The sequence below is a fragment of the Thalassobius vesicularis genome (genome assembly GCF_004799325.1).
GTDB classification, from domain to species: Bacteria; Pseudomonadota; Alphaproteobacteria; order Rhodobacterales; family Rhodobacteraceae; genus Thalassobius; species Thalassobius vesicularis.
The window spans coordinates 441,475-464,028 of record NZ_SSMD01000003.1; the positions used below are offsets into that span (position 1 = coordinate 441,475).

Annotated in this window: 23 protein-coding genes, 1 tRNA gene and 1 pseudogene; 6 read left to right on the plus strand and 19 right to left on the minus strand. The window is 62.3% G+C overall.

All coding sequences use genetic code 11. The features are described from left to right. Window positions 1–97: 97 nt before the first annotated feature. Together trmFO and gluQRS are read left to right on the plus strand one after the other, a co-directional pair. Entirely contained in the window at window positions 98–1,441 is a 1,344-nt protein-coding gene (trmFO, locus tag E7681_RS08600; RefSeq protein ID WP_136338858.1) for a methylenetetrahydrofolate--tRNA-(uracil(54)-C(5))-methyltransferase (FADH(2)-oxidizing) TrmFO, read from the plus strand. After that, a complete protein-coding gene (gene gluQRS, locus E7681_RS08605) occupies window positions 1,441–2,307 on the plus strand; it encodes a tRNA glutamyl-Q(34) synthetase GluQRS (protein WP_136338859.1) in 867 nt (288 codons plus the stop codon). The genes trmFO and gluQRS overlap by 1 nt, the downstream gene beginning before the upstream one ends. A gap of 76 nt (window positions 2,308–2,383) precedes the next feature. On the opposite strand, the gene hisI is transcribed toward gluQRS, so the two are convergent. Beyond that, window positions 2,384–2,761: a phosphoribosyl-AMP cyclohydrolase gene (hisI, locus tag E7681_RS08610; protein WP_136338860.1), complete on the minus strand. Its 378-nt coding sequence runs from the start codon at window positions 2,759–2,761 to the stop codon at window positions 2,384–2,386. 48 nt (window positions 2,762–2,809) lie between these two features. Here hisI and E7681_RS08615 point away from each other — a divergent pair, with 48 nt between their 5' ends. Further along, window positions 2,810–3,256: an iron-sulfur cluster assembly scaffold protein gene (locus tag E7681_RS08615; RefSeq protein ID WP_136338861.1), complete on the plus strand. Its 447-nt coding sequence runs from the start codon at window positions 2,810–2,812 to the stop codon at window positions 3,254–3,256. 172 nt (window positions 3,257–3,428) lie between these two features. On the opposite strand, the gene E7681_RS19280 is transcribed toward E7681_RS08615, so the two are convergent. From E7681_RS19280 to sciP, 5 genes are all read right to left on the minus strand, one after another. Beyond that, window positions 3,429–3,551 carry a hypothetical protein gene (locus tag E7681_RS19280; protein WP_281277656.1) on the minus strand — a complete coding sequence of 41 codons (123 nt, stop codon included), beginning with the start codon at window positions 3,549–3,551 and terminating at the stop codon, window positions 3,429–3,431. A 149-nt stretch (window positions 3,552–3,700) separates the two neighbouring features. After that, on the minus strand, window positions 3,701–5,791 hold the full coding sequence (gene recG / locus E7681_RS08620) for an ATP-dependent DNA helicase RecG (RefSeq protein ID WP_136338862.1): 2,091 nt from the start codon (window positions 5,789–5,791) through the stop codon (window positions 3,701–3,703). Further along, window positions 5,788–7,911, minus strand: coding sequence for an NAD-dependent DNA ligase LigA (gene ligA / locus E7681_RS08625; RefSeq protein ID WP_136338863.1), 2,124 nt, complete (start codon window positions 7,909–7,911; stop codon window positions 5,788–5,790). The genes recG and ligA overlap by 4 nt, the downstream gene beginning before the upstream one ends. Before the next feature lie 79 nt (window positions 7,912–7,990). Further along, window positions 7,991–8,707 (minus strand): response regulator transcription factor CtrA, encoded by a 717-nt coding sequence (ctrA, locus tag E7681_RS08630; protein ID WP_136338864.1) that lies wholly within the window; start codon window positions 8,705–8,707, stop codon window positions 7,991–7,993. A 94-nt stretch (window positions 8,708–8,801) separates the two neighbouring features. Next, complete coding sequence (gene sciP, locus E7681_RS08635; protein ID WP_136338865.1) at window positions 8,802–9,080, minus strand: CtrA inhibitor SciP; 279 nt, start codon at window positions 9,078–9,080, stop codon at window positions 8,802–8,804. Between the two features lie 120 nt (window positions 9,081–9,200). Here sciP and mnmA point away from each other — a divergent pair, with 120 nt between their 5' ends. Further along, window positions 9,201–10,340, plus strand: a complete 1,140-nt coding sequence (gene mnmA / locus E7681_RS08640; protein ID WP_136338866.1) for a tRNA 2-thiouridine(34) synthase MnmA — start codon at window positions 9,201–9,203, stop codon at window positions 10,338–10,340. A gap of 56 nt (window positions 10,341–10,396) precedes the next feature. Here mnmA and olsA read toward each other — a convergent pair whose 3' ends face one another. The 3 genes from olsA to E7681_RS08655 all read right to left on the minus strand — a co-directional run bounded on the left by olsA (window position 10,397) and on the right by E7681_RS08655 (window position 12,289). Beyond that, window positions 10,397–11,197 carry a lyso-ornithine lipid O-acyltransferase gene (olsA, locus tag E7681_RS08645; RefSeq protein WP_136338942.1) on the minus strand — a complete coding sequence of 267 codons (801 nt, stop codon included), beginning with the start codon at window positions 11,195–11,197 and terminating at the stop codon, window positions 10,397–10,399. Between the two features lie 14 nt (window positions 11,198–11,211). Then, entirely contained in the window at window positions 11,212–11,979 is a 768-nt protein-coding gene (olsB, locus tag E7681_RS08650) for an L-ornithine N(alpha)-acyltransferase (protein ID WP_136338867.1), read from the minus strand. 127 nt (window positions 11,980–12,106) lie between these two features. Then, a complete protein-coding gene (locus E7681_RS08655; RefSeq protein ID WP_136338868.1) occupies window positions 12,107–12,289 on the minus strand; it encodes a DUF3553 domain-containing protein in 183 nt (60 codons plus the stop codon). A 24-nt stretch (window positions 12,290–12,313) separates the two neighbouring features. Here E7681_RS08655 and E7681_RS08660 point away from each other — a divergent pair, with 24 nt between their 5' ends. Continuing rightward, entirely contained in the window at window positions 12,314–12,913 is a 600-nt protein-coding gene (locus E7681_RS08660) for a histidine phosphotransferase family protein (RefSeq protein ID WP_246032443.1), read from the plus strand. Here the strand turns inward: E7681_RS08660 and E7681_RS08665 are convergent. From E7681_RS08665 to E7681_RS08700, 8 genes and pseudogenes are all read right to left on the minus strand, one after another. Next, window positions 12,910–14,163, minus strand: a complete 1,254-nt coding sequence (locus E7681_RS08665) for a glutamate-5-semialdehyde dehydrogenase (protein WP_136338869.1) — start codon at window positions 14,161–14,163, stop codon at window positions 12,910–12,912. The two genes, E7681_RS08660 and E7681_RS08665, sit on opposite strands and share 4 nt — an antisense overlap. 38 nt (window positions 14,164–14,201) lie before the next feature. Further along, the gene (gene proB / locus E7681_RS08670; RefSeq protein ID WP_136338870.1) at window positions 14,202–15,308 is read right to left on the minus strand and encodes a glutamate 5-kinase; all 1,107 of its coding nucleotides are present in this window, start codon (window positions 15,306–15,308) and stop codon (window positions 14,202–14,204) included. Then, window positions 15,296–16,333: a GTPase ObgE gene (obgE, locus tag E7681_RS08675; protein ID WP_136338871.1), complete on the minus strand. Its 1,038-nt coding sequence runs from the start codon at window positions 16,331–16,333 to the stop codon at window positions 15,296–15,298. The genes proB and obgE overlap by 13 nt, the downstream gene beginning before the upstream one ends. 48 nt (window positions 16,334–16,381) lie before the next feature. Then, window positions 16,382–16,921, minus strand: a complete 540-nt coding sequence (locus E7681_RS08680) for a GNAT family N-acetyltransferase (RefSeq protein ID WP_136338872.1) — start codon at window positions 16,919–16,921, stop codon at window positions 16,382–16,384. A 314-nt stretch (window positions 16,922–17,235) separates the two neighbouring features. Beyond that, complete coding sequence (gene rpmA, locus E7681_RS08685) at window positions 17,236–17,505, minus strand: 50S ribosomal protein L27 (protein WP_136338873.1); 270 nt, start codon at window positions 17,503–17,505, stop codon at window positions 17,236–17,238. Between the two features lie 19 nt (window positions 17,506–17,524). Then, window positions 17,525–17,896, minus strand: a pseudogene (gene rplU / locus E7681_RS08690) (50S ribosomal protein L21); the annotation flags it as partial. Between the two features lie 199 nt (window positions 17,897–18,095). Next, window positions 18,096–18,908, minus strand: a complete 813-nt coding sequence (locus E7681_RS08695) for a DUF2059 domain-containing protein (RefSeq protein WP_136338875.1) — start codon at window positions 18,906–18,908, stop codon at window positions 18,096–18,098. 9 nt (window positions 18,909–18,917) lie between these two features. Further along, entirely contained in the window at window positions 18,918–19,763 is an 846-nt protein-coding gene (locus E7681_RS08700) for a DUF2059 domain-containing protein (RefSeq protein ID WP_136338876.1), read from the minus strand. A gap of 126 nt (window positions 19,764–19,889) precedes the next feature. On the opposite strand from E7681_RS08700, the gene E7681_RS08705 reads away from it, so the two are divergent. Further along, window positions 19,890–19,979: transfer RNA gene (locus tag E7681_RS08705), tRNA-Ser, on the plus strand. A 54-nt stretch (window positions 19,980–20,033) separates the two neighbouring features. Here E7681_RS08705 and E7681_RS08710 read toward each other — a convergent pair. Both E7681_RS08710 and E7681_RS08715 read right to left on the minus strand, forming a co-directional pair. After that, window positions 20,034–20,552 carry a response regulator gene (locus E7681_RS08710; protein WP_136338877.1) on the minus strand — a complete coding sequence of 173 codons (519 nt, stop codon included), beginning with the start codon at window positions 20,550–20,552 and terminating at the stop codon, window positions 20,034–20,036. 11 nt (window positions 20,553–20,563) lie between these two features. After that, complete coding sequence (locus E7681_RS08715; RefSeq protein ID WP_136338878.1) at window positions 20,564–22,540, minus strand: ATP-binding protein; 1,977 nt, start codon at window positions 22,538–22,540, stop codon at window positions 20,564–20,566. Window positions 22,541–22,554 lie beyond the last annotated feature (14 nt).

The window sequence follows — 22,554 nt, forward strand, 5'->3', positions numbered from 1 at the left end:
TCCTGACCAGCCCTGGTGACCCACTCGTCCTCTTCCTCAGCTTAGTTTCCACGAACAGGGCTTCCCAAACGCCCTCGCCTGCCCTAAATCGCGGCGCATGGACAACACTCTTCATATCATCGGCGGCGGCATGGCCGGATCCGAGGCCGCCTGGCAGGCGGCCAACGCGGGCGTTCAGGTCGTTATCCACGAAATGCGCCCCAAGGTCGAAACCTTCGCTCACCGCACCGGCAACCTGGCCGAGATGGTCTGCTCGAACTCGTTCCGCTCGGACGATGACGAACAGAACGCCGTGGGCCTGCTGCATTGGGAAATGCGCGCCGCGAACGGGCTGATCATGGGCATGGCCGACCGCCACCGCCTGCCCGCCGGCGGCGCCCTGGCCGTGGACCGCGACCCGTTCTCGGAATCGGTGACGCAGGCACTGATGGATCACCCCAATGTCCGCGTCGAATATGGCGAGATCACCGAACTGCCCACGACAGGCCACTGGATCATCGCCACCGGCCCGCTGACCTCGGACAAGCTGGGCGCCGCGATCCAGCGCGAGACTGGCTCGGAACGGCTGGCGTTTTTCGACGCTATCGCCCCCATCGTCTATGCCGACAGCATCGACATGTCCGTCGCCTGGGAACAGTCCCGCTACGACAAGGGCGAGACCGAGGCCGAGCGCAAGGCCTACATCAACTGCCCGATGACCAAGCCGCAATACGAGGCCTTCATCGACGCCGTCCTCGCCTCGGACAAGACCGAGTTCCACGAGGGCGAGACCGCCGGCTATTTCGACGGCTGCCTGCCGATCGAGGTCATGGCCGAGCGCGGCCGCGAAACCCTGCGCCACGGCCCGATGAAACCCGTCGGCCTGACCAACGCCAACGATCCCGCGAACAAGCCCTATGCCGTGGTCCAGCTGCGCCGCGACAACGCATTAGGAACGCTGTATAACATCGTGGGATTCCAGACAAAAATGAAATACGGCCCGCAATCCAGCGTGTTCCGTATGATCCCCGGTCTGGAGAACGCCAACTTTGCCCGTCTGGGCGGCATCCACCGCAACACCTTCCTGAACTCGCCCACCTTGCTGGACGACCAGATGCGCCTGCGCTCGCGTCCGAACATCCGTTTCGCCGGTCAGGTCACCGGGGTCGAGGGCTACGTGGAATCCGCCGCGATGGGCCTGCTGGCTGGCCGTCTGGCCGCCGCCGAGATCCTCGGCAAGCCGCTGCAAACCGCCCCGCAGGACACCGCGATGGGCGCGCTGATCCACCACATCACCGGCGGGGCCGAGGCGAAAACCTTCCAGCCGATGAACGTGAACTTTGGCCTGTTCCGTCCGCTCGACGGGCTGCGCGGTGGCCGCAAAGGCCGTAAGGACCGCTACAAAGGCTACACGGATCGCGCGAAAGAGGCGTTCTCTCAATGGCTTGAAAGCCAAAGCTGATGCAGATGCGTACCCGGTTCGCCCCCAGCCCGACCGGGCCGCTGCATCTGGGCCACGCTTACTCTGCGCTCCTCGCCCATGACATGGCGCGCTCCGCCGGCGGCACCTTCCTCCTGCGGATCGAGGATATCGACCAATCCCGCGCCCGTCCCGAGTGGGAAGCGCAGATTTACGACGACCTGACCTGGCTGGGCCTCACCTGGCCCACCCCCGTCCTGCGCCAATCCGACCGCCTGCCGCTTTACCGCGCCGCGCTGAAACACCTCTGGGCGCGCGGCCTGCTGTACCCTTGCACCTGCAACCGCCGCGACATCGCCGCCGCCGCTTCGGCCCCGCAAGAGGGCGCCCCCCTGCACGGCCCCGACGGCATCGTCTACCCCGGCACCTGCCGCCACATCCCCGACAGCACCCAGCCCCTGCCCGACACCGCCCTGCGCCTGAACGTCGTGCGCGCGCTCAACGTGCTGCAACACCGCCCGATGGCCCGCCCGCTCCGCTTCACCGAGACCGGCACCCGCGCAGGCACCCACACCATCGACCCCACCGATTTCCTGAGCCAAGTCGGCGACATCGTCCTTGCCCGCCGCGACATGGGCACGTCCTACCACCTTTCGGTCGTGCTCGACGACGCCGCCCAACACATCACCCACGTCACCCGCGGCGAAGACCTGTTCGAGGCGACGCAAATCCACGTCCTGCTGCAACAACTCCTGCACCTTCCGACGCCGATCTACCACCACCACGGACTGATCCGCGACGCTCAGGGCAAACGCCTCGCCAAACGCGACGACGCCCGCGCCATCGCGAAATACCGGGCCGAAGGCGCCACCCCGCACGACATCCGCCGCATGGTGAATCTCGCCTAGCCCTTCTTCTTTTCCCAAATATCCCGGGGGGAGCGTTGAAAATCCCCGATTTTCAACGTGGGGGGCAGCGCCCCCCTTACGCCTCGGGCTTCATCAGCTCCACCTCGGCCCCGTCGCGCACCGCCGTATAAAAACAGCTGCGCCGATTGGTATGACACGCCGGCCCGGTCTGCCGCACCAGCACCAGCAGGCAATCACGGTCGCAATCCACGCGGAAATCCACCAGCTCCTGCACATGCCCGCTGCTCTCGCCCTTGACCCAGAACGCCTGACGCGAGCGGCTCCAATAGGTCACCTTGCCCGTCGCCAGCGTCCGCGCCACGGCCTCGGCGTTCATCCACGCCATCATCAGCACCTCGCCGCTTTCGTGATCCTGCGCGATGGCCGGGATCAGACCTTGGTCGGAGTATTTCAGCGTGGCAGGGTCGAACGACATGGGATAAACCTTTTGCATCTGCGGGTTGGCCCCCTATCTATGCCACAGACAGACGAAGGAAAACCCATGAGCGCCGATAGCGACCTGATCAAGCTCTACTCTGCCCGCATTCTGGCGCTGGCGGCCGACATCCCGCATGACGAACGCTTGGACGCCCCCGATGCCAGCGTGAAAAAACGCTCGCCGCTCTGTGGCTCGACCGTCACCGTGGATATCAAGGTCAGCGACGGCAAGATCAGCGATTTCGGGCAGGACGTGAAGGCCTGCGCGCTGGGTCAGGCCTCGGCGGCGGTGGTCGGTGCCAACGCAATCGGTTGCACCCGAGACCAGATCGCCACGGCCCGCGACCAGCTCAAGGCCCTGCTGAAAGAGGACGGCCCCACCCCCGACGCCCCGTTTGCGGATCTCGAGGTGCTGCGTCCCGCCCGCGAATACAAGAACCGCCACGCCTCGATCATGCTGACGCTCGAGGCGACGCTCGAAGCGATGGATCAGGCCAGCAAGGCCGCATAAAAAAACCGCCGCACTTCCTGGGGGAAGGCGGCGGCAAAGTGGCGTCTCCGATTGGGGTGGTCCGGCGTGGTCGGATCAGGCAGAAAACCGACAAGACGGGGACAGGCAGTCTGACGCAATGTTGGACATGTTTGCGTCGCAGCCGGACCGGGATCGGATCGCAGGCAGAAACTCAGATAAAACTCGGCAGGTGCAGCGCCGCGACGGTCATCACGATCAGCGCGGCCACACCGATCATGTCGGCGAACAGCGTCTCTTCGGTACGGCTGACGATTTCAGCAATCTGGCGGAACATGGCGGCGGCTCCTCGTTGTCGCGTGTTGCTTATTTGTTCTCATTTCCTTAACAGGAAGTAAAGAACTTTTTGAGAACAAATGTGAACAAACCGGTTTACTGCGCTGTCTGGCGACCGCAAGAGGCGCAGCCGCACAGGATTGGCGACCGCTAACCCACGGAAATCAGACGGATTGCCTGATCCTGTTCCATCAGCCACAGCAGAACACGTGCAGCGCGGCCTCGCGGCCCCTCCAGCGTCGGATCCTGCGCCATCAAGGCCCGTGCATCGCTTTGCGCCACCTCCATCAGGGCGGTCTGGCGCTCCAGATCGGCGACTCGGAACCGCGGCAAACCCGATTGCGCCGTTCCGATCAGATCGCCCGCCCCGCGCATTTCCAGATCGACCTCGGCGATGCGGAACCCGTCCTCGGTGTCGCGCAGCGTCGACAACCGACGCGAGGCCCCCTCGCTCAGCGGTGCCTGATACAGCAGCAGGCAGGTCGATTCAGCGGTGCCACGCCCCACGCGCCCCCGCAGCTGGTGCAGCTGCGCCAGGCCAAAGGTCTCGGCCCGTTCGATCACCATGATCGTGGCATTGGGCACGTTCACCCCCACCTCGATCACCGTCGTCGCGACCAGCACATTGGTGCGCCCGGCCACGAAATCGGCCATCGCCGCGTCCTTGTCCGCCGGTGGCATCTGCCCGTGCACCAGCCCGACGCGCCCCTCGCCCAGAACGGCGCGCAACTGCGCAAAACGGTCCTCGGCGGCAGTCAGGTCCAGCACTTCGCTTTCCTCGACCAGCGGACAGACCCAATAGGCCTGCCGCCCCTCGGCGATCGCGCGGCGCAGATGCGCCACCACCTCGTCGATGCGCGAGGTCGAGACCATGGCCGACTTGATCGGTTTCCGTCCGGGCGGCTTTTCGTCCAGCACCGACACGTCCATATCCCCGTATTGCGCCAACGCCAGCGATCGCGGGATCGGCGTCGCGGTCATCACCAGCATGTCCGCCAGCGTGCCCTTTTGGCCCAATTCCAGCCGCTGGCGCACACCAAAGCGGTGCTGTTCGTCCACAACGGCCAGACGAAGATCCTGAAATTCCACGTCTTTCTGGAACACCGCATGGGTGCCCACCAGCATCTGGATGTCCCCCCGCGCCAGCGCCTCCAGCTTGGAGCGCCGCTCCGCGCCCTTGTCACGGCCAGTCAGAAGTTCCAGCGTGACGCCGGCGTCAGCGGCCAGCGGGCGCAACCCCTCAAGGTGTTGGCGCGCCAGAATCTCGGTGGGTGCCATCATCACGCCCTGCCCGCCCGCCTCGACCGCGATCAGCAGCGCCATGAACGCGACCAGCGTTTTCCCCGCGCCCACATCGCCCTGCAGCAGCCGGTTCATGCGGATCGGCGCGGCCATATCCGCAGCGATCTCCTCGATCGCGCGTAGCTGCGCGCCGGTGGGCCGGTACGGCAGACGCGTCAAAACCCGCGCCTGCAACGCGCCGTTGCCCTTCGTTTGCCGCCCCTTGGCCTTGCGCAGCCGAGACCGCGCCAAGGCCAGCGTCAACTGGTGCGCCATCAGCTCGTCATAGGCCAGACGTTCCCGCGCGGGGGCATGGGCGGCCAGATCCTCGGGCGCTTGAGGGTGGTGCGCAGCCAGCACGGCGGCATGCCAATCCGGCCAACCGGCCCGAGATTTCTGTTCCGGATCAATCCATTCCGGCAACTCGGGCGCGCGTGCCAACGCCGCCTCCTGCGCCTTGGTCATCTGTTTTTGCGTCACCCCGGCGGTCAGCGGATAGACTGGTTCGAATGCCGGAATCTCCGCCGCCTCTTCCAGCGGCAGGATGTGATCGGGGTGAACCATCTGCGCGATTCCATCGAACATCTCGACCTTGCCCGAGACGATCCGGCGCGACCCGACCGGCAGTTGCCGCAGCAAATAATCCCCGCGCGCATGGAAAAACACCAACTGAAACGCGGTTTCCGCATCCTCGACCGTGATCCGGTACGCGCCCCCCTTCGAGCGCGGCGCCTTATGCGCGCCGACCGTCACCTCGACCGTCACCACATCCGGCAGCACCGCCCCCCGTACCGAAGCGCGGCGCGACCGGTCGATGCCGGAATAGGGCAGCGTGAACAGCAGGTCGCGCGGTTTCTCGACCCCCAACTGCGCCAGGTTCTTTGCCGTTTTCGGCCCGACGCCGGCCAGCGTCTCCAGATCCGCGAATAGCGGAAACAGGGGTTCGGGCCGGCCGCTCATGCGTCTCCGATCAGCTGAAGCCAGCCGTCCTCGTCCAGGGTTTCGATGCCCAGTTCCGCCGCTTTCTTGGCCTTCGAGCCCGCGCCCGGCCCCGCCACCAGGATGTCCGTCTTGGCGCTGACCGAGCCCGCGACCTTCGCCCCCAACGCCTCGGCCCGCGCTTTCGCCTCGGCCCGGGTCATTTTCTCCAGCGTTCCGGTAAACACGACGGTCTTGCCCGCGACGGGGCTGCCATCGGTCTTGGGGCGCTTGGCCTCTTCGATCTGCAACTGCGAGACCAGCGCGTCGATGCTAGCCCGCTCATGTTCCTGCGCAAACGCCATGACCAACGAGCGCGCCATCACCTCGCCCACGCCGTCGATCGACAGCAGGTCCTGCCAATCCGCGCCGCTCATGTCCGCCGCCCCCTGCATCGCGGTCTCGAACGCGTCCCAGGTGCCGTAATGCAGGGCGATCAGGTTGCTGGCCGCCTCGCCCACATGGCGTATCCCCAACGCAAACAGTACCCGGCCGAACGGGATTTTCCGTTTTTCATCAATCGCTTCGAACAGGTTCTTGGCGCTCCGCTCGCCCCAGCCGTCACGGTTGGCCAGCTTCGAGAGGTTCCGCGCGTCGCGCTCCCTCAGCGTGAAAATATCGGCGGGGGTTTTCACCGGCAGCGTCGCGTCGTTATAGAACATCTCGACCTGTTTGGCACCCAGTCCTTCGATATCAAAGGCCGACCGTCCTACGAAATGCTTCAGCTTTTCAACGGCTTGCGCGGGGCAAATGATCCCGCCCGCGCAACGGCGCACGGCGTCGCCCTCCTCGCGGATCGCCGCGCTGCCGCATTCCGGGCAGGTCGAGGGAAACACGAACGGAACCGCATCGTCGGGGCGCTTGGACAGATCAACATCCGCGACCTTCGGGATCACATCACCCGCGCGATAGACCTGCACCCAGTCGCCGACGCGAATGTCTTTACCCCCGCGGATTTCATTGCCCTTTGCGTCGCGCCCGGCAATGTAATCCTCATTATGCAGCGTCGCGTTGCTGACAACGACCCCTCCCACGGTGACCGGATGCAGCCGCGCCACCGGGCTCAGCGCGCCGGTTCGGCCGACCTGAATGTCGATCGCCTCCAGCCGGGTCCAGGCCAGTTCGGCCGGGAATTTATGCGCAATCGCCCATCGCGGCGTGGTCGAGCGGAAACCCAACCGCGCCTGCAGCGACAGGTCGTTCACCTTGTAGACCACCCCGTCGATATCGTAGCCCAACGTGGCGCGCAGTTGTTCGATCTTGCGGTAGTGATCCAGCATATCCTGAATGTTTTCCGACACTTGCGTCAGATCGTTAGTCTGGAAACCCAACGCTTCCAAGGCAGCGATGGCCCCGATCTGAGTGTCGGCGAGCGGCGCGGACAGCTCTCCCCAGCTATACGCGAAAAAGCGCAAAGGCCGCGAGCGGGTGATCTCGGCGTCGAGTTGGCGCAGCGATCCGGCGGCTGCGTTGCGCGGGTTGGCAAATGTCTTTTCGCCCCGTTCGGCCTGCCGCGCGTTCAGCGCGTCGAAATCCGCGTGGCTCATGTAGACTTCGCCGCGCACCTCCAACACCTCCGGTGCGCCGGTCAGCCTCTGCGGGATATCCGAGATCGTCCGGGCGTTCTGCGTCACATTTTCGCCGACCTCACCGTCGCCACGGGTGGCCGCTTGCACCAGAACCCCGTTTTCGTACCGCAAGGACAGGCTGAGGCCGTCGATCTTCGGCTCGGCCGTATAGGCCACGCTTCCGGCGGGCAACCCAAGGTATTTGCAGATAAATTCATCGAATTCCTGAACATCCGCATCCTCGAAAGCATTGCCCAAGGACATCATTCGCACCGCATGCGTGACCTTGCCGAACCCCTCTGCCGGGGCCGCACCGACCTGATCCGAGGGGCTGTCGCCGCGCTTCAACTGCGGAAAACGCGCCTCGATCTGGGCGTTCCGATGCTTCAGCGCGTCATAGTCCGCATCCGAAATCTCGGGTGCGTCCATCGTGTGGTACGCCGCATTGGCCTGTGCGATGATGGCGGACAGACGCGCAAGCTCTGCCTTCGCCTGCGCCTCGGTCAATTGGTCAACGGCAATCTCTGCAGTCACGGTCTGGCCCCCTGTTCGCTTGCGCAAAGTGATAGGGGCGCGCTGGCGCAAGGTCCAGACTGAACCGCAAAGCGCGGGGTCAGGCGCCGACGGCCAGCCTGTCGTTCAGCATGCCCTGCGCAGAGGGATCACGCAGCACATAGCCGCGGCCCCAGACCGTTTCGATGTAGTTTTCGCCGCCTGTCGCCTCGGTCAGTTTCTTGCGCAGCTTGCAGATGAACACGTCAATGATCTTCAGCTCCGGCTCGTCCATGCCGCCATAGAGGTGGTTCAGGAACATCTCCTTGGTCAGCGTCGTGCCCTTGCGCAGGCTCAGCAGCTCCAGCATCTGGTACTCTTTACCGGTCAGGTGCACGGTCGATCCGCCGACATCGACGGTTTTTGCGTCCAGGTTGATCTTAACCTTGCCGGTGCGGATGACCGATTGCGAGTGGCCCTTCGAGCGGCGGATAATCGCGTGGATTCGCGCGACCAGTTCTTCGCGGTGAAAGGGTTTGGTCATGTAATCGTCGGCACCGAACCCGAAGCCCTTGATCTTGTTTTCGGTATCGTCCAGCCCCGACAGGATCAGGATCGGCGTATCGACGCGAGCCAAACGCAGCTGGCGCAGCACTTCGTGGCCGTGCATGTCCGGCAGCCCCAGATCCAGCAGGATCAGATCGTAGTCATACAGTTTGGCCAGATCGATGCCTTCTTCGCCCAGATCGGTGGTATAGACATTGAGATTTGCATGGGTCAGCATCATTTCGATGCTTTTCGACGTTGTCGGATCATCTTCGACCAGCAGCACGCGCATATCGTTCCTCGCAACTTTGAACTTTATTCAATTCAACCTTGGCGAATAAAGGTTAATCACTCCTTACCTGAGAAGAACAAATAGCATACTATCGTTAAAGTTGTCGATACTTTTGCACCGAGGTTGCCTTCAACGCATCCACCCCGTGATTGGCAATTGCCTGACACCATTCGTGAAATTCCTCATCGCTCAGTCCATAGCGTTGCAGCGCCTCGGACCGAGTGATCAGGCCGTATAAAACGCCCCTTACAACCGCTGCTTTGCGTTTGGCCACCCACCTATACGTGTTTTTCGGAGGCAAATCCGCCTGTGTCATCACGCTCCCGTCGGGCAGCGTCACCGTTCGCGGGCCTTCCACTTTCTTCAGATACATGCCGGTTTTCCCTTTGTTTGGGGCACCTTTGCGCGGCGGGCTTAACAGGGGGTGAAACCGGGGCTTGAGAGTAGTTAGGATTTTCCTATATTCTCGCAGACTTTCATGGGGATGCGGCCGATGCTGGATGACACGACGAAACTGAATTCGCTGGGCTTTGCCAAACCGCCGTCGGAAACGCGCGTGGTCGTGGCGATGTCGGGGGGCGTGGACAGCTCGGTCGTGGCCGCGCAGCTGGCCGAGGAAGGCTATGATGTTGTCGGCGTCACCCTGCAGCTTTACGATCACGGGGCTGCGCTGGCGAAAAAGGGTGCCTGCTGTGCCGGGATCGACATCCACGACGCCCGCCGCGTCGCCGAAGAGATGGGCTTCCCCCACTATGTCCTTGATTATGAAAACATCTTTCAAGAGGCCGTGATCGACGAATTTGCCGACAGCTATCTGGCCGGCGCCACGCCCGTGCCCTGTATCCGCTGCAACGAGCGCGTGAAATTCAAAGATCTGCTGCAAACCGCGAAAGATCTGGAGGCCGATTGCATGGCCACCGGCCACTATATCCAGCGCAAGATGGGCCCAAACGGCCCCGAGCTGCACTGCGCCGCCGATGCCAGCCGCGATCAGTCCTATTTCCTGTTCTCGACCACGCCCGAGCAGCTGGAATACCTGCGATTCCCGCTGGGCCACCTGCCGTCGAAGGCCGAGACCCGCAAGCTGGCGCAGAAATACGGGCTGGCCGTGGCCGACAAGCCCGACAGCCAGGACATCTGCTTCGTGCCGAATGGCAACTACGCCTCGGTCATCGAGAAACTGCGCCCCGGTGCGGCCGAGCCGGGCCAGATCGTCCATGCCGACGGCCGCGTGCTGGGCGAGCATAACGGTGTCATCCACTACACCATCGGCCAGCGCCGCGGGCTGGGCATCGGTGGCCTCAGCGAGCCGCTCTACGTCGTTCGCCTGGACGTGGATGCCAAGCAGGTCATCGTCGGCCCCAAGGAACTGCTCTCGACCCGCACCATCCCCGTGCGCGAGATCAACTGGCTGGGCGACACCCCCTTCACCTCGCAGCCCGAGTGGCACGTCTCGGTCAAGGTCCGCTCCACCCGCCCCCCGCGCGAGGCGATCATCCGGCCGCTGACCGACACCACCGCCGAGGTCGAGTTGCTGACCGCCGAGGAGGGCGTCTCTCCCGGTCAGGCCTGCGTGTTCTACGAAACCGGCGGCTCGCGCATTCTGGGCGGCGGCTGGATCTGGAAGGGCTAAGTTTCGAGCGTACGTTTTTTCCCGGGAATCATACGATTTCCCGGGTTAACGCTCCGTTACACCGGCATCCCGGACCGCACGATTTTCTCGCAATAGGCCGCTAAAGACTTGCGGTTGGGGAAGTCGTCGACCCGGACGGGCTCGTGATAAATCACCGTCACACAGCCCTGACGCGGCGCGGCCAGCACCTTCAGCAAGTGGCCACCAAAGTCCATATTGCCCCACCAGCCGTAGAACCGCGGCTCTGCGTCATCAGGCGCGCGATAGACCAGCGTGACGGGCTGGATGTGCAGTTCATGCCTCAGGTGATGACTGAAGAACGCCTGAAAAAGCGTTGATTTAAAAGGCAAAACAACAATGCCGTCAGTCGATGTCCCCTCGGGGAAAAACAGCAGCTTATGGCCAGCTAGCAGGCGGGACTCAAAGATTTCCTGCTGCTTTTTCGCCTCTTTCGGATCGCGCCGAATGAACACCGTTCCGGTCGCCCGCGCCAGCCAGCCGATGCCGGGCCAGCCTGCGACCTCGGCCTTGGCGACGAAGTAAATCCGCTTGCGCGCGTTCAGCGCAAAGATGTCCAGCCAGGACACATGGTTGCCGACGACGGCACCGCGATGGCGCATCACCTCGCCCTGCGTCTCAAACCGTATCCCCATGATTCTGAACGAATTTCTGCACACAAACTGGGTGATGTGCGGGGTTATCGGGCGATGAAGGCCGAACAGCGGCGCCTCGATCAGGCGCACCAAAAGCAGCACGGCCAAACCGCCGAACACCAGGATCGCAAACGGGATACCGCGCATCAGGGCACGCGCCCAACCCGCGAAACCGAAGGGACCGACTTCAGGCTCCGGCGGCATATCCCAGTCGAAGGTCACCGGCCAACCTCTTTAGTATAAATGTTTTTTTGCTTTTCGTTCATCCGTTCGGTGTCCATGATAAGGCACACGTCGATGGTGTTGAACTCATGGTCGATGAACGCGCCCTCGCCGACGAACCCACCCAGCCGCAGGTATGCCTTGATCAGCGACGGCACCGAAAGCATCGCCGTCTTACGGTCCAATTGCTCCTCGGGCAGCAGATCCATCCGCGTAAAGGACGTGTCACGCACGCGCACGCGCAGGTCCAGCGGCGCCAAGTGATGATAGTGCAGCAGCGACAAGGGCTGGGCTAGCGCCGCCGGATCGGTGCCGTGGAAACTGGCGACACCGAACAGGATTTCTATTTTATGTTCAGCAACATAGAGGCCAAGCGCATTCCACAGATGGAACATCGCAGCACCCCCGCGATAGTCCTTGTGCAAGCACGAACGTCCAAGCTCCAGCAGCTTGCGGCCGCTGTTTTTCAGGGCTGTCAGATCGTATTCGTCCTCGGAATAGAACTGCCCAACCTCGCGCGCCTGGTCGTCGCGCAACACCCGGTAAACGCCGACGATCTGGTCCCCGACCGCGCCGGGACGCGCCTCGTCCAACAGGATCAGGTGGTCGAAAAACGGGTCGAAGCGGTCGATCTCAAGGCGCTGTTCATGATCGACCATCGCGCCCCTGCCGCCCAGTTCCGCAACGAAAACCTCGTAACGCAGTCGCTGGGCGGCCCGCAGGTCCTCCTCAGATTGTGCAAGTTTTACAACGTATTGAGGCATTTCAAGCGTCTCTCAGCCGGGTTCGGTTCGGGGCTTGTCTGCTTGTAGGAAAGCCCGAGATGAAAAGCAACTCCGGAGCCAAGGCTTTACTAAACCCTTAGTTGTGTTAGCTTTTCATTAACTACAATCAGTCATCAAAGACCGGGATTAGAAAAATACGGGATCCGTCGATCACAACCTTGCCCGCCTCGGGAAAATTCACGGTGATCTTGCCGTGAATGTTCGATTGCACCTGACCAATGCCCCAATCGGGGCAGTCGGGGTGTTGAACGCGCATACCGGGTTCGAGGAAGGAATTCAGGTCATCCATCGGGTCACTCTTGGAGGTTTGTAATTGTCGAACGATACCCTCGAACTTGCGGCTTTGATAGGTTCGCGGATCTGTCATGACCTTATCAGCCCGATCGGCGCGATTGGCAACGGTCTGGAGTTGCTGCAAATGGGCACGCCGCCGTCGCCGGAAATGGCCCTGATGGCGGACAGCGTGAATAACGCCAATGCCCGTATCCGGTTCTTCCGGGTGGCCTTTGGCAAGGCCTCGGGCGGTCAGGGCGTGCCGCTTGGCGAGGTGCAATCGATCTTGCGCGACATGTCACTCTCCAGCCGTATTCGCTATGAATTTCAATCGGATAGCGCGCCGGACCGCGCCGAATTGCGGACCGCGTTCCTGGCGCTACTCTGCGTAGAACAAACCCTGCCGATGGGCGGAGAAATCGGTATTCGGCTTGAATCTACGGGCTGGGCCGTTACCGGCAAAGGCCCGCGCATTCGTCAGGATGAAGCGCTTTGGGCGCATCTTTCCGATGCCAACGCGACTTCCACCGAATTAAGCCCGGGCCAAGTGCAATTCGGCCTGTTGTCAGGGCATCTGCGTCAGATGGGACGAAGCGCCGACATCTCGTTCACCGAGACATCGGCGCAGATCGCGTTTTAGGGCCGGGTCGCGCCGTCGCCTTCGACCAGGTACTTGAAGCTGGTCAGCTGTGCTGCGCCCACCGGGCCACGCGCGTGCATCTTGCCGGTCGCAATACCGATTTCGGCGCCCATGCCGAACTCGCCCCCGTCTGCAAACTGGGTCGAGGCGTTGCGCATCAGAATGGCGCTGTCCAGCCGCTCGAAAAAGCGGTTCGCGACGGCGTCATTCTCGGTGATCACGCAATCGGTGTGGCTAGAGCTATAGCGGCGGATATGCGCGATCGCGCCATCCACATCGTCCACAACCTTGGCCGCAATGATCGAGTCGAGGTATTCCTTGCCCCAATCTTCCTCGCCAGCAGGCACCGATCCGGGCAGTCCTTCGGCGCGGACTTCGACGCCCGCCTCCATCAGCGCGCGGATCAGATCGGCCCCAAGGGTTTCCGCGATGTCCTTGTGAATCAACAGACATTCCGCAGCACCACAGATCCCGGTGCGCCGGGTTTTCGCGTTCATGACCACGCGCAGCGCCTTGGCCGGGTCGGCATCCTTATCGACGAAGATATGCACGATGCCTTCGAGGTGGGCAAACACGGGCACGCGTGCCTCGCGCTGCACCAGGCCGACCAGGCCCTTGCCGCCACGGGGCACGATCACGTCCACATAGTCGACCATCGTCAGCAGTTCCTGCACCGCGGCGCGGTCGCGCGTCGGCACCAGCTGGATCGCGTCCAGCGGCAGGTTGGCGGCCTTCAACCCCTCGACCAGGCACTTATGGATTGCGCCGGACGAGTGGAAACTTTCCGAGCCGCCGCGCAGGATCACCGCGTTGCCCGATTTCAGGCACAGCGCACCGGCGTCGGCGGTCACATTGGGGCGGCTTTCATAAATCACGCCGATCACGCCCAAAGGCGTGCGCACGCGGCGGATATGCAGGCCCGAAGGCATGTCCCATTCCGCCAGAACCTCGCCCACCGGATCGGCCTGTTCGGCCACGGCGCGCAGGCCGTCCATCATGCCACGAATACGGCCTTCGTCCAGCATCAGACGGTCCATCATGGCCGGGCTCAGGCCCTTTTGGCGGCCATATTCCAGATCCTTCTGGTTTGCCTCGATGATGGCGGCGCGATTGGCCCAGACCGCATCGGCAGCGGCAATAAGAGCGGCGTGTTTACGCTCGGCGCTAGCAAAGGCCAACTCGGCCGAGGCCGCCTTGGCGCGCTTGCCGATTTCGGTCATCACCGCGTGAATATCGTTTGCGTCTTTCATTTCTGACCTCCGGTTTCCCTGTCAGTTCAATTACTTGCTCAAAGAGCCATGTCATCCCGATGGATCAGCGCCGCGCGGCCCGGATAGCCAAGAATCTCCTCGATCTCGTCCGAGCGGTGGCCCTTGATCCGGATCGCCTCGGCCGCGGTGTAGCGGCTCAGGCCCTGCCCCAGCTTGCGCCCGTCTGGGCCCAGGATGGCCACGGGATCGCCGCGACCGAAGACTCCTGTCACGCCTTTGACGCCTGCGGGCAGCAGGCTCTTGCCCTTGTCCAGGGCGGTGGCGGCCCCGGCATCGACCATGATCTCGCCCTTGGCCTTCATCGAGTGAATCCAGCGTTTGCGCGCCAGATGCGGGTCGTCCTGCGCCAGAAACCAGGTGGCATTCGCGCCCTGCTCCAGCGCCATTAGCGGGCGCATGACGGACCCTTCGGTGATCGCCATTGCGCAACCCCCCGCAATCGACATCTTGGCCGCCATCAGCTTGGTGATCATGCCGCCCTTGGACAGGCCGGACACGCCCTCGCCGGCCATCGCCTCGATCTCGGGGGTGATTTGTTCGACCACTTCGAACCGGCGCGCGGTCGGGTCGGTCTGCGGGTTGGCCGAGTAGAACCCGTCCACATCCGACAACAGGATCAGCTGATCCGCGCCCACGGTCACCGCGACTTGCGCCGCCAGCCGGTCGTTGTCGCCATAACGTATTTCATCCGTCGCGACGGTGTCGTTTTCATTCACGATGGGCACGACGCCAAAGCCGATCAGAGTCTCCAACGTAGCGCGACTGTTCAGGTAGCGGCGGCGGTTTTCGCTGTCCTCAAGCGTCACCAGAACCTGTCCGGTCTTGATGCCATGCGGGGCCAGAACCTCTTCGTAGGCACGGGCCAGACGGATCTGACCAACGGCAGCGGCGGCCTGAGACTGCTCCAGCGCCAGTTCGCTGCGCGGCAAGCCCAGCACGCCGCGACCAAGCGCGATCGAGCCGGACGAGACCAGGATCACGTCCTTGCCCTGCCCCTTCAGCCAAGCCACATCCTCGGCCAGCGCCTTCAGCCAATCGGCCCGAAGGCTGCCCGTCGCCCGGTCCACCAAAAGGGCCGAGCCGATCTTGATCACCAGTCGTTTCGCGGCGCTCAGGGTTGCCAAGGTGCTTCCTCTTCCTCTGCCCCTTTGCGGTGCAGGCGGTCCTCGTCGATGCACGAGCGCAGCACGCGCAGGACCTGATCCACGCCTTCGCGCGACACGCCGGACATCAGGTAAACCCGCTCGCCGCAGGCATCCTCCAGCTCTTCGCGCAGGAATTCGCGTTCTTCGGCGTCCAGTGTGTCGATCTTGTTCAGAACGGTGATGCGCGGCTTGTCGGCCAGCTCTCCGCCATAGGCTTCAAGCTCGTTGATGATGGTGTGGTAATCCTCGATCAGCGTGCCCGAGTTGCCGTCGATCAGGTGCAGCAGCACGGCGCAGCGTTCGACGTGACCTAGGAACAGATCGCCTAGCCCGCGCCCTTCGGAGGCACCTTCGATCAGGCCGGGAATGTCGGCCACGACGAACTCCACGCCATCAATGCCCACGACACCCAAGTTGGGGTGCAGCGTGGTGAACGGGTAGTCGGCAATCTTGGGACGCGCGTTCGAGGTCGCCGCCAGGAAGGTCGATTTGCCCGCGTTGGGCAGGCCCAACAGGCCGACATCGGCGATCAGCTTCAGACGCAGCCAAATGGTACGCTCGACGCCCTCTTGCCCCGGATTGGCGCGGCGCGGGGCTTGGTTGGTCGCGGTCTTAAAGTGCAGGTTGCCCCAGCCGCCATTGCCGCCCTTGGCTAGCAACACGCGTTGGCCAACCTCGGTCAGGTCGGCAATCAGGGTTTCCTGGTCTTCGTCCAGAATCTCGGTGCCGACGGGGACGCGTAGGACGATGTCCTCGCCGCTGGCGCCGGTGCGTTGGCGACCCATTCCGGGACGGCCGTTATCGGCAAAGAAATGCTGCTGATAGCGGAAGTCGATCAGGGTGTTCAGCCCCTCGACCGCCTCGGCCCAGACCGAGCCACCGTGACCGCCATCGCCGCCATCGGGACCACCGAATTCGACATACTTTTCGCGGAGGAAGCTGACGCACCCCCCACCACCCGAACCCGAGCGGACATAGACCTTTGCGAGATCAAGAAATTTCATGGTCGTCTCCTATCGCAAAGGCCGAGCTATCCGCAATCCGGTCTTTGCTCAATCCAATTTTCGGCTGTAGGTCCAGGTGGGAACCTTGGCGTTGCGCGCAACCGAGAAAGTCTCGGCGTCGCCCAGATATTCAAAGCCGCAATTCGTCAGCACACGCGCCGATGCGGCGTTATCCTGAAACACCTGACCGAACACGGTTTTGCACTTCTGCGGGTTCGCCTCGATCAGCGCACCGACTGCCTGCGAGGCCAGACCGGTGTTCCAGAACGCCGGCGCCACCCAGTACCCGATCTCGGACTGGCTGCGGTCCATCCGCTTCAGCGAGATCAGGCCCATCACCTCGGGGCCACCGGATTTGGTGCCGTCAATGGCCCAGATATCCTCGACCCGGTCATCCTTTTGCGCGCGCGTCACAAAGGCCTCGGCCGCGCCCGGCGGATAGGGGTGCGGAACCGCACTGGTGTTCTTGGCCACGCGCACATCGCCCGCGTGCATGGCGATCAACCCCTGGTCAGACTTGCGCAACGGGCGCAGATCGAACCGTTCGGTTTCGATAACAGGTTGATTGGCGATCTTGTCCAACATCATGCTCTTTCTCCTCCAAAAAGCACCGAGGATAGGCCCCCTTTTCCGGCGAGACCCCGTGCTCCTCCTGCACGCGACTTGCCAAGGGTAAAACCGAAGGATGTCAAATAGAAGGCGATGGACGCGAGGGATACAACCCCAGGCCATGCCGACACTTCGGAAACCAATGCACCAGCCATCCGGGCAACGCGAGGTCCGCGCAGCAGAGAGGTTGGCGATTTAAACAGTCCGGCAACGTACATCGGTTGCCTCCTCATACGAAAAAGGGGATCGGCGTCTTGCCGATCCCCTTATGCTTTCAAGCCCTTAAGGTCGGCTTACTCAGCGGCCTCCGCCACTGGCAGGACCGAAATAAAGGTGCGGCCTTTCAGGCCCTTGCGGAAGGTCACTTTGCCCTCGGCAGTTGCAAAGATGGTGTGGTCTTTGCCCAGACCGACGCCTTCGCCCGGCCACCACTTGGTGCCGCGCTGACGCACGATGATGTTGCCGGGGATGGCGGTTTGGCCGCCAAACAGTTTCACGCCCAGGCGGCGACCATCAGAGTCGCGGCCGTTACGGGACGAACCACCAGCTTTTTTATGTGCCATTGGTCGTTACTCCTTATTCTGCAGCGACGGGCGCCGAGCCCGCGCCGACGGCAGCCTTGACGCCCGACGCAGCTGCGCCCGAGGTCAGGATGTCGGTGATCTTGATCAGCGTCAGCTTCTGACGGTGACCGCGGGTGCGCTGCGAGCTGTGCTTACGACGGCGCTTAACGAAGGTGATGACCTTGTCGGCTTTGACCTGATCGACGACTTCGGCCTGAACGGCAGCATCGGCAACCAGAGGAGCACCAACAACCAGGTTGTCGCCACCCAGCATCAGAACTTCGTTGAATTGGATTTTTTCGCCAGCATCGGCAGCCAGTTTCTCGACGCGCAGGATATCGCCCGCCTGAACCTTGTACTGCTTGCCGCCAGTCTTGAGGACCGCAAACATGCGTTTCTTCCTTTGTTTCCCGCGTTCTGTGGTCCCCGTTTCCAGGAGTTCTGGCTGACGCCACCTCGAACTGCGCGCCCCTTTAGGGCGTCGTTACAACAAAATCGGGCAAGGAATCCCCTGCCCGAGATGTGCGCTTATCCACGGGAATGATCTGCAAGTCAAGGGCCGGGTCCAGCTAAACCCCAAGTTTTCTTGCCTAAAGCTCTTCATACTGGCCCAGGCTGGCAATCGCCAGACCCAGCCCCAGGGAAAGCTGCGCATACATTCGGTCAAAGCCCTGAAACAACGCCCGGTTCAGCGCCTGTCCTTCGGGCGTCGCGGCAAAATCGGTCAGGGTTTTCAACTCTTCGACGCTCAGCTCTGCATAGGCCTCGTCCAGATAGGCATAGAGCCAGCTGATCGAGTCCTCGCGCGTCGCGTCCTCCTCGGCCCAGGCTTCGGCCAAGATCTCGGCGTCGCTCATCTGGATCATGCCGCCCTGAGTGAGACCGCGATAGAACATGTAGTTAGCGTTCAGCGCCCCGGCGACGTTGTATTCAACCAGATCGTTGATCTCGATGAACTGTCCGATCTGGGTCAGTCGCGCATTGGCCGTTCGATGACTGACACGCGCCCGCGCCGCGTCTTCGGTGGGTTTGTCCAGGAACGCCTCGCGCGCCGTGATCTCTCCGCTGACGATCCTGCGTCCAAGGTCCGTGTCATAGAAGGCGATGATCTTTGCCTGATCCACGTTTTGCAGGACCTCAGAAAACCCCGCCTCGACCACTTGTTCCATCTTGCCGGTGTCATAAAGGTCCGAGACCCGCGCCGCCCATTGCGCGCTGTCTGCCTCGGGCAGCATCCCCTGCCCCAACTCGGCGCCGAAAATCAGCCCCTCTTGCCGCATCACGTGAATCACATCGCTTAGACGCAGCAAGCCAATCAGGCGGCGCGTATCCTCTCGCCCCTCGGCAATGGCGATACCGGCCCCGAACACCGCAATCACCACATAAACCAGAACTCTGCGCATTTACGGACCTTACAATTCCTGCGACGGCAACAAGCCCGCCATGCGTGCTGCCAGCATCTCGAACCGGCGCGCCGTGATTTCGAACTGGATGGCGTTCATCAACTCATAGACGCGCCGCATGGCCGGGCTTTCCAGCGCCTCGACATAAACGAGCAACTCGGAATCGCCGAAAGCCTGATAGGTATAGGCCGAACCCGCCAGCGACGTCCGCTCGATCGCGGCGCGCAGTTCGGGTTCCTGCTTGCGGAACATCTCTCGCATGTCCGCCTCATCCATCTTGAGGCGCACCACACCAGCGGCGGCAGCAGCCAGTAGAAACCTGATCTGGACCTCTTGCATGGCCCGCAACGACAGGCCCTGAGGGTCGATCGCCACATTCATGCGCCGAAACAAATCCAACCGCGCCTGCCCTTCAGCACCCGCCCCTTCGAGTGCGGACAACAGCGAGTCGCCCGCTTCATCCCGTTGGTCATCGCTTTTTTCCCGATGAGACGCGTTTTCGGCCACGACGAGTCGCTGCCCGAGGTCCGATCCGTAAAAATCCAACGCGACCTGCAAGTCGGCGTCGTCAAGCGCGGCCTCCAGCATGGTGCGGGCGTCGGCGCGAATCTCTGCCGGGTCCATCACATCGAGGACCATCTTCTTCCAGATCACCCCGAACGCCCCCGGATCCTGCCCAAGAATCGCCGGAGCGTCCTCGGCACCGATCACAATCGAGTCCAAGGCGACGTCAAATCCGGTGATTTCAAGAAAACGCTCAATCTTTTTCTCATCACTCGCCAAAGCGGTCTGCGCAGCCAACAAGCCCAAGATCAGGACAAAACCGGCTAAAACCCTTTGAAATGCAGACTTCATGACCCGTTTTCCTTTGTGATTTTCTGGCCGTCTTTCAAAGTTAGAAAAAATCTTCGTAGAAACAACGCAAATCGCCCTTGCCACTGCTGAAAAGAGCCATTAAACGCACCTTCCACAGACCCCCGCGGAGAGGTGCCGGAGTGGTCGAACGGGGCGGTCTCGAAAACCGTTGTGGGCGCAAGTCCACCCAGGGTTCGAATCCCTGTCTCTCCGCCATACTTCCCAGTAGGCTGCCCGATTTGTCAGTTCCGATACCACCCGGAACGACAATCAGCGTTTCAAAAACTCTTCGAGTTTGGTTCTGGTTTCTGACCAGAGCACTTCGAGGGGTTCACGCCAGACCAGCAGATTCTCGTCCGGGCTGCGCTTGAGCGTCTCTTCGAGGCGGGCCAGCGTGTTGCGCATCCGTTGTGCGCCAATGATCGCGCATGTGCCGGCAAACTGATGGACCTTGTTGCGGAACGAATCCCCCTGTTGAGCGTCCGCCAGAGTCGCGACAAAGGCGTCGCCCTCGGCCAGAACGTCCCGAATGAGGGCGCCGGATTTCGCGGCCCCCAGGCTGCCGATCAGTTGCTCCATCAGGCCCAAGTCCAACACGCGGTTGACCCGGACGGGTTCGCCGTCGTCCAGCGTCCCCGAGATCTGCTCGTATAGCTTCTTGCGACTCAGGGGTTTCGACAGAACGCGGTCAAAGCCGATTTCGCGATACAGCTGGACATCCTGATCCATCGCATGAGCCGTCAGGGCGACGATCCGCGCTCCCTGGCTTGCCCCGCCAGACCGGATCAAGGTCGTCGCCTCTACGCCCCCATGACCGGCATGTTGATATCCATCAGGATCAGATCGAAGGCGGTATTGCGGGCCAACTCTGCCCCGATGGCCCCGTTTTCCGCTTCGGTGACAAAGTGCCCGCCGCGACTGAGCATTTCGTGCAGCACCAGCCGGTTGGTCGGGTTGTCCTCAACCAGCAGCACATCCAACGCCCGTTCGGCAACGATCGGCTCCGCCTCTATGACGGCAATGGGTAGCGGCGGCAGTTCCATGACCTCGGACAGGGGAAGTTCAATCCAGAACAGCGTCCCCTCACCTTTCACGCTTTCGACGCCACATTTGCCGTTCATCGCCCTCACGATCCGGCGCACAATGCCCAGCCCAAGTCCGGTGCCTTCGATCTGCATGGTTTTCTCGCGGTCCAGACGGACGAAATCGTCGAAAACGATACCCAGCTTATCCTCGTCGATGCCAATCCCCGTATCCGCCACCTGCAAATCCAGTTGCACCCCCGCGCCCGACCGGTGGACCGTGGCCGAGACTTCGATGCTGCCGTTGTTGGTGAACTTGATGGCGTTGCTGAGGATGTTGGCGACCACCTGCCGCAAGCGCATCGCGTCCCCGACGAAATGCCCCAGTACCGGCGGAGTCGCCGTAAAGGTCAGGCTGTTGCCACGCGCCTCGGCTGCGGGCCGCAGAGAGGCGATCAACTCGTTCAGCACCGCGTCCAGGCTATAGGACGTCTTGACCAGCCGGATGCCGCGCGCTTCGATTTCGGTGATGTCCAGAACCTCGTTGATATGGTTCAGCAGCACCTGGCCCGAGTTTTCCAGCAGCGACAGATAATAGCGGTTCTTGTCGCCCGTCACCGTATCCTTCAGCAGCTCGATTATGCCCAGAATGCCGTTCAGGGGGGTCCGCATCTCGTGGCTCATGACCGCCAGAAAGTGCGCCTTGGCACGCTCGCCCGCCACGGCCTTGTCCCGCGAGGCCAGCAAGGCTTCGTCTGCGGCCAGTCGTTCCGTGATGTCGCGCAGGAAGAACACGTAGACGCTGCGACGGCCCAACGACGTTGCACCTTGCGACAGCTCGATCGGGACCACCCGCCCGTCCCGACGCAATCCCGAAAGGCGTTCGTTCATCGCGCCCCAACGCACAAACGGGAAGGTAACCGTGCCGCCGCTGGTCGTTTCGACAAGCGCGGACAGGTTCATGCCAAGGGCATCTTCGCGCAGATAGCCCAGCAAAACCTCGGCCGCCGGGTTGAAATCCTGAATTTCGCCCGAGGCATCCGTCACGATAATGGCATCAGGCGAGGTCGCAACGACAGTGGCAAGACGCCGGCTGGTCGACATGTTTTCGACCGCGCGCTGCTTGTAGACCACGAACAGCCGCAGGAATAGCAACGCCAGCCCCATCAACCCGCCAAACAGCAGGACCGAGACAAGCCCCAGACGCATCACCAGCCGCGCGGCCTCTTGCCGGGCATCTTCGGTTTTCGAGGTCAGCACATAGTTGGCGTTTGCCACCACACGCCGAATGGGGACGCGCAGTTCATGCAGAGACTCCATCAACACCGGCTGATTTTCGATAAGCGTGCTGTCGGCCCCGTCGATCAGGTAGATCAGGCTGTCCACTCCGGACTTAACGAAGGCAAGGTTCTCCAGCTCACCGGCATCACCGATCGCTTCGCGATACAGCGGGCTTTGCTGCATCGTTTGAACGCGGCTGTAGAACACGTTGAACCGCCGCCGCACCTCGGGCAGTCCGCTGGCACCGGCGTATTTCAGAGCGGTGGCGGACTTCTCCAGCTCCAGAAACTCGACTTCGAGCTGAACCACCGTCCAGATCACGTTGTCACGGCGCGAGGTGCGCATCTGCTCCAGCCGCTGGGTCACTTCCAGCCAAAGCGGCAGCAAAAGCGCCAATGCGATCAAGCTGACCAATAACAGGACACCGCCCTGCAGCCATCTGGGTTTCAGCTTTAATGACTCGGCCTCAGCCATGATTTACCGTCTAC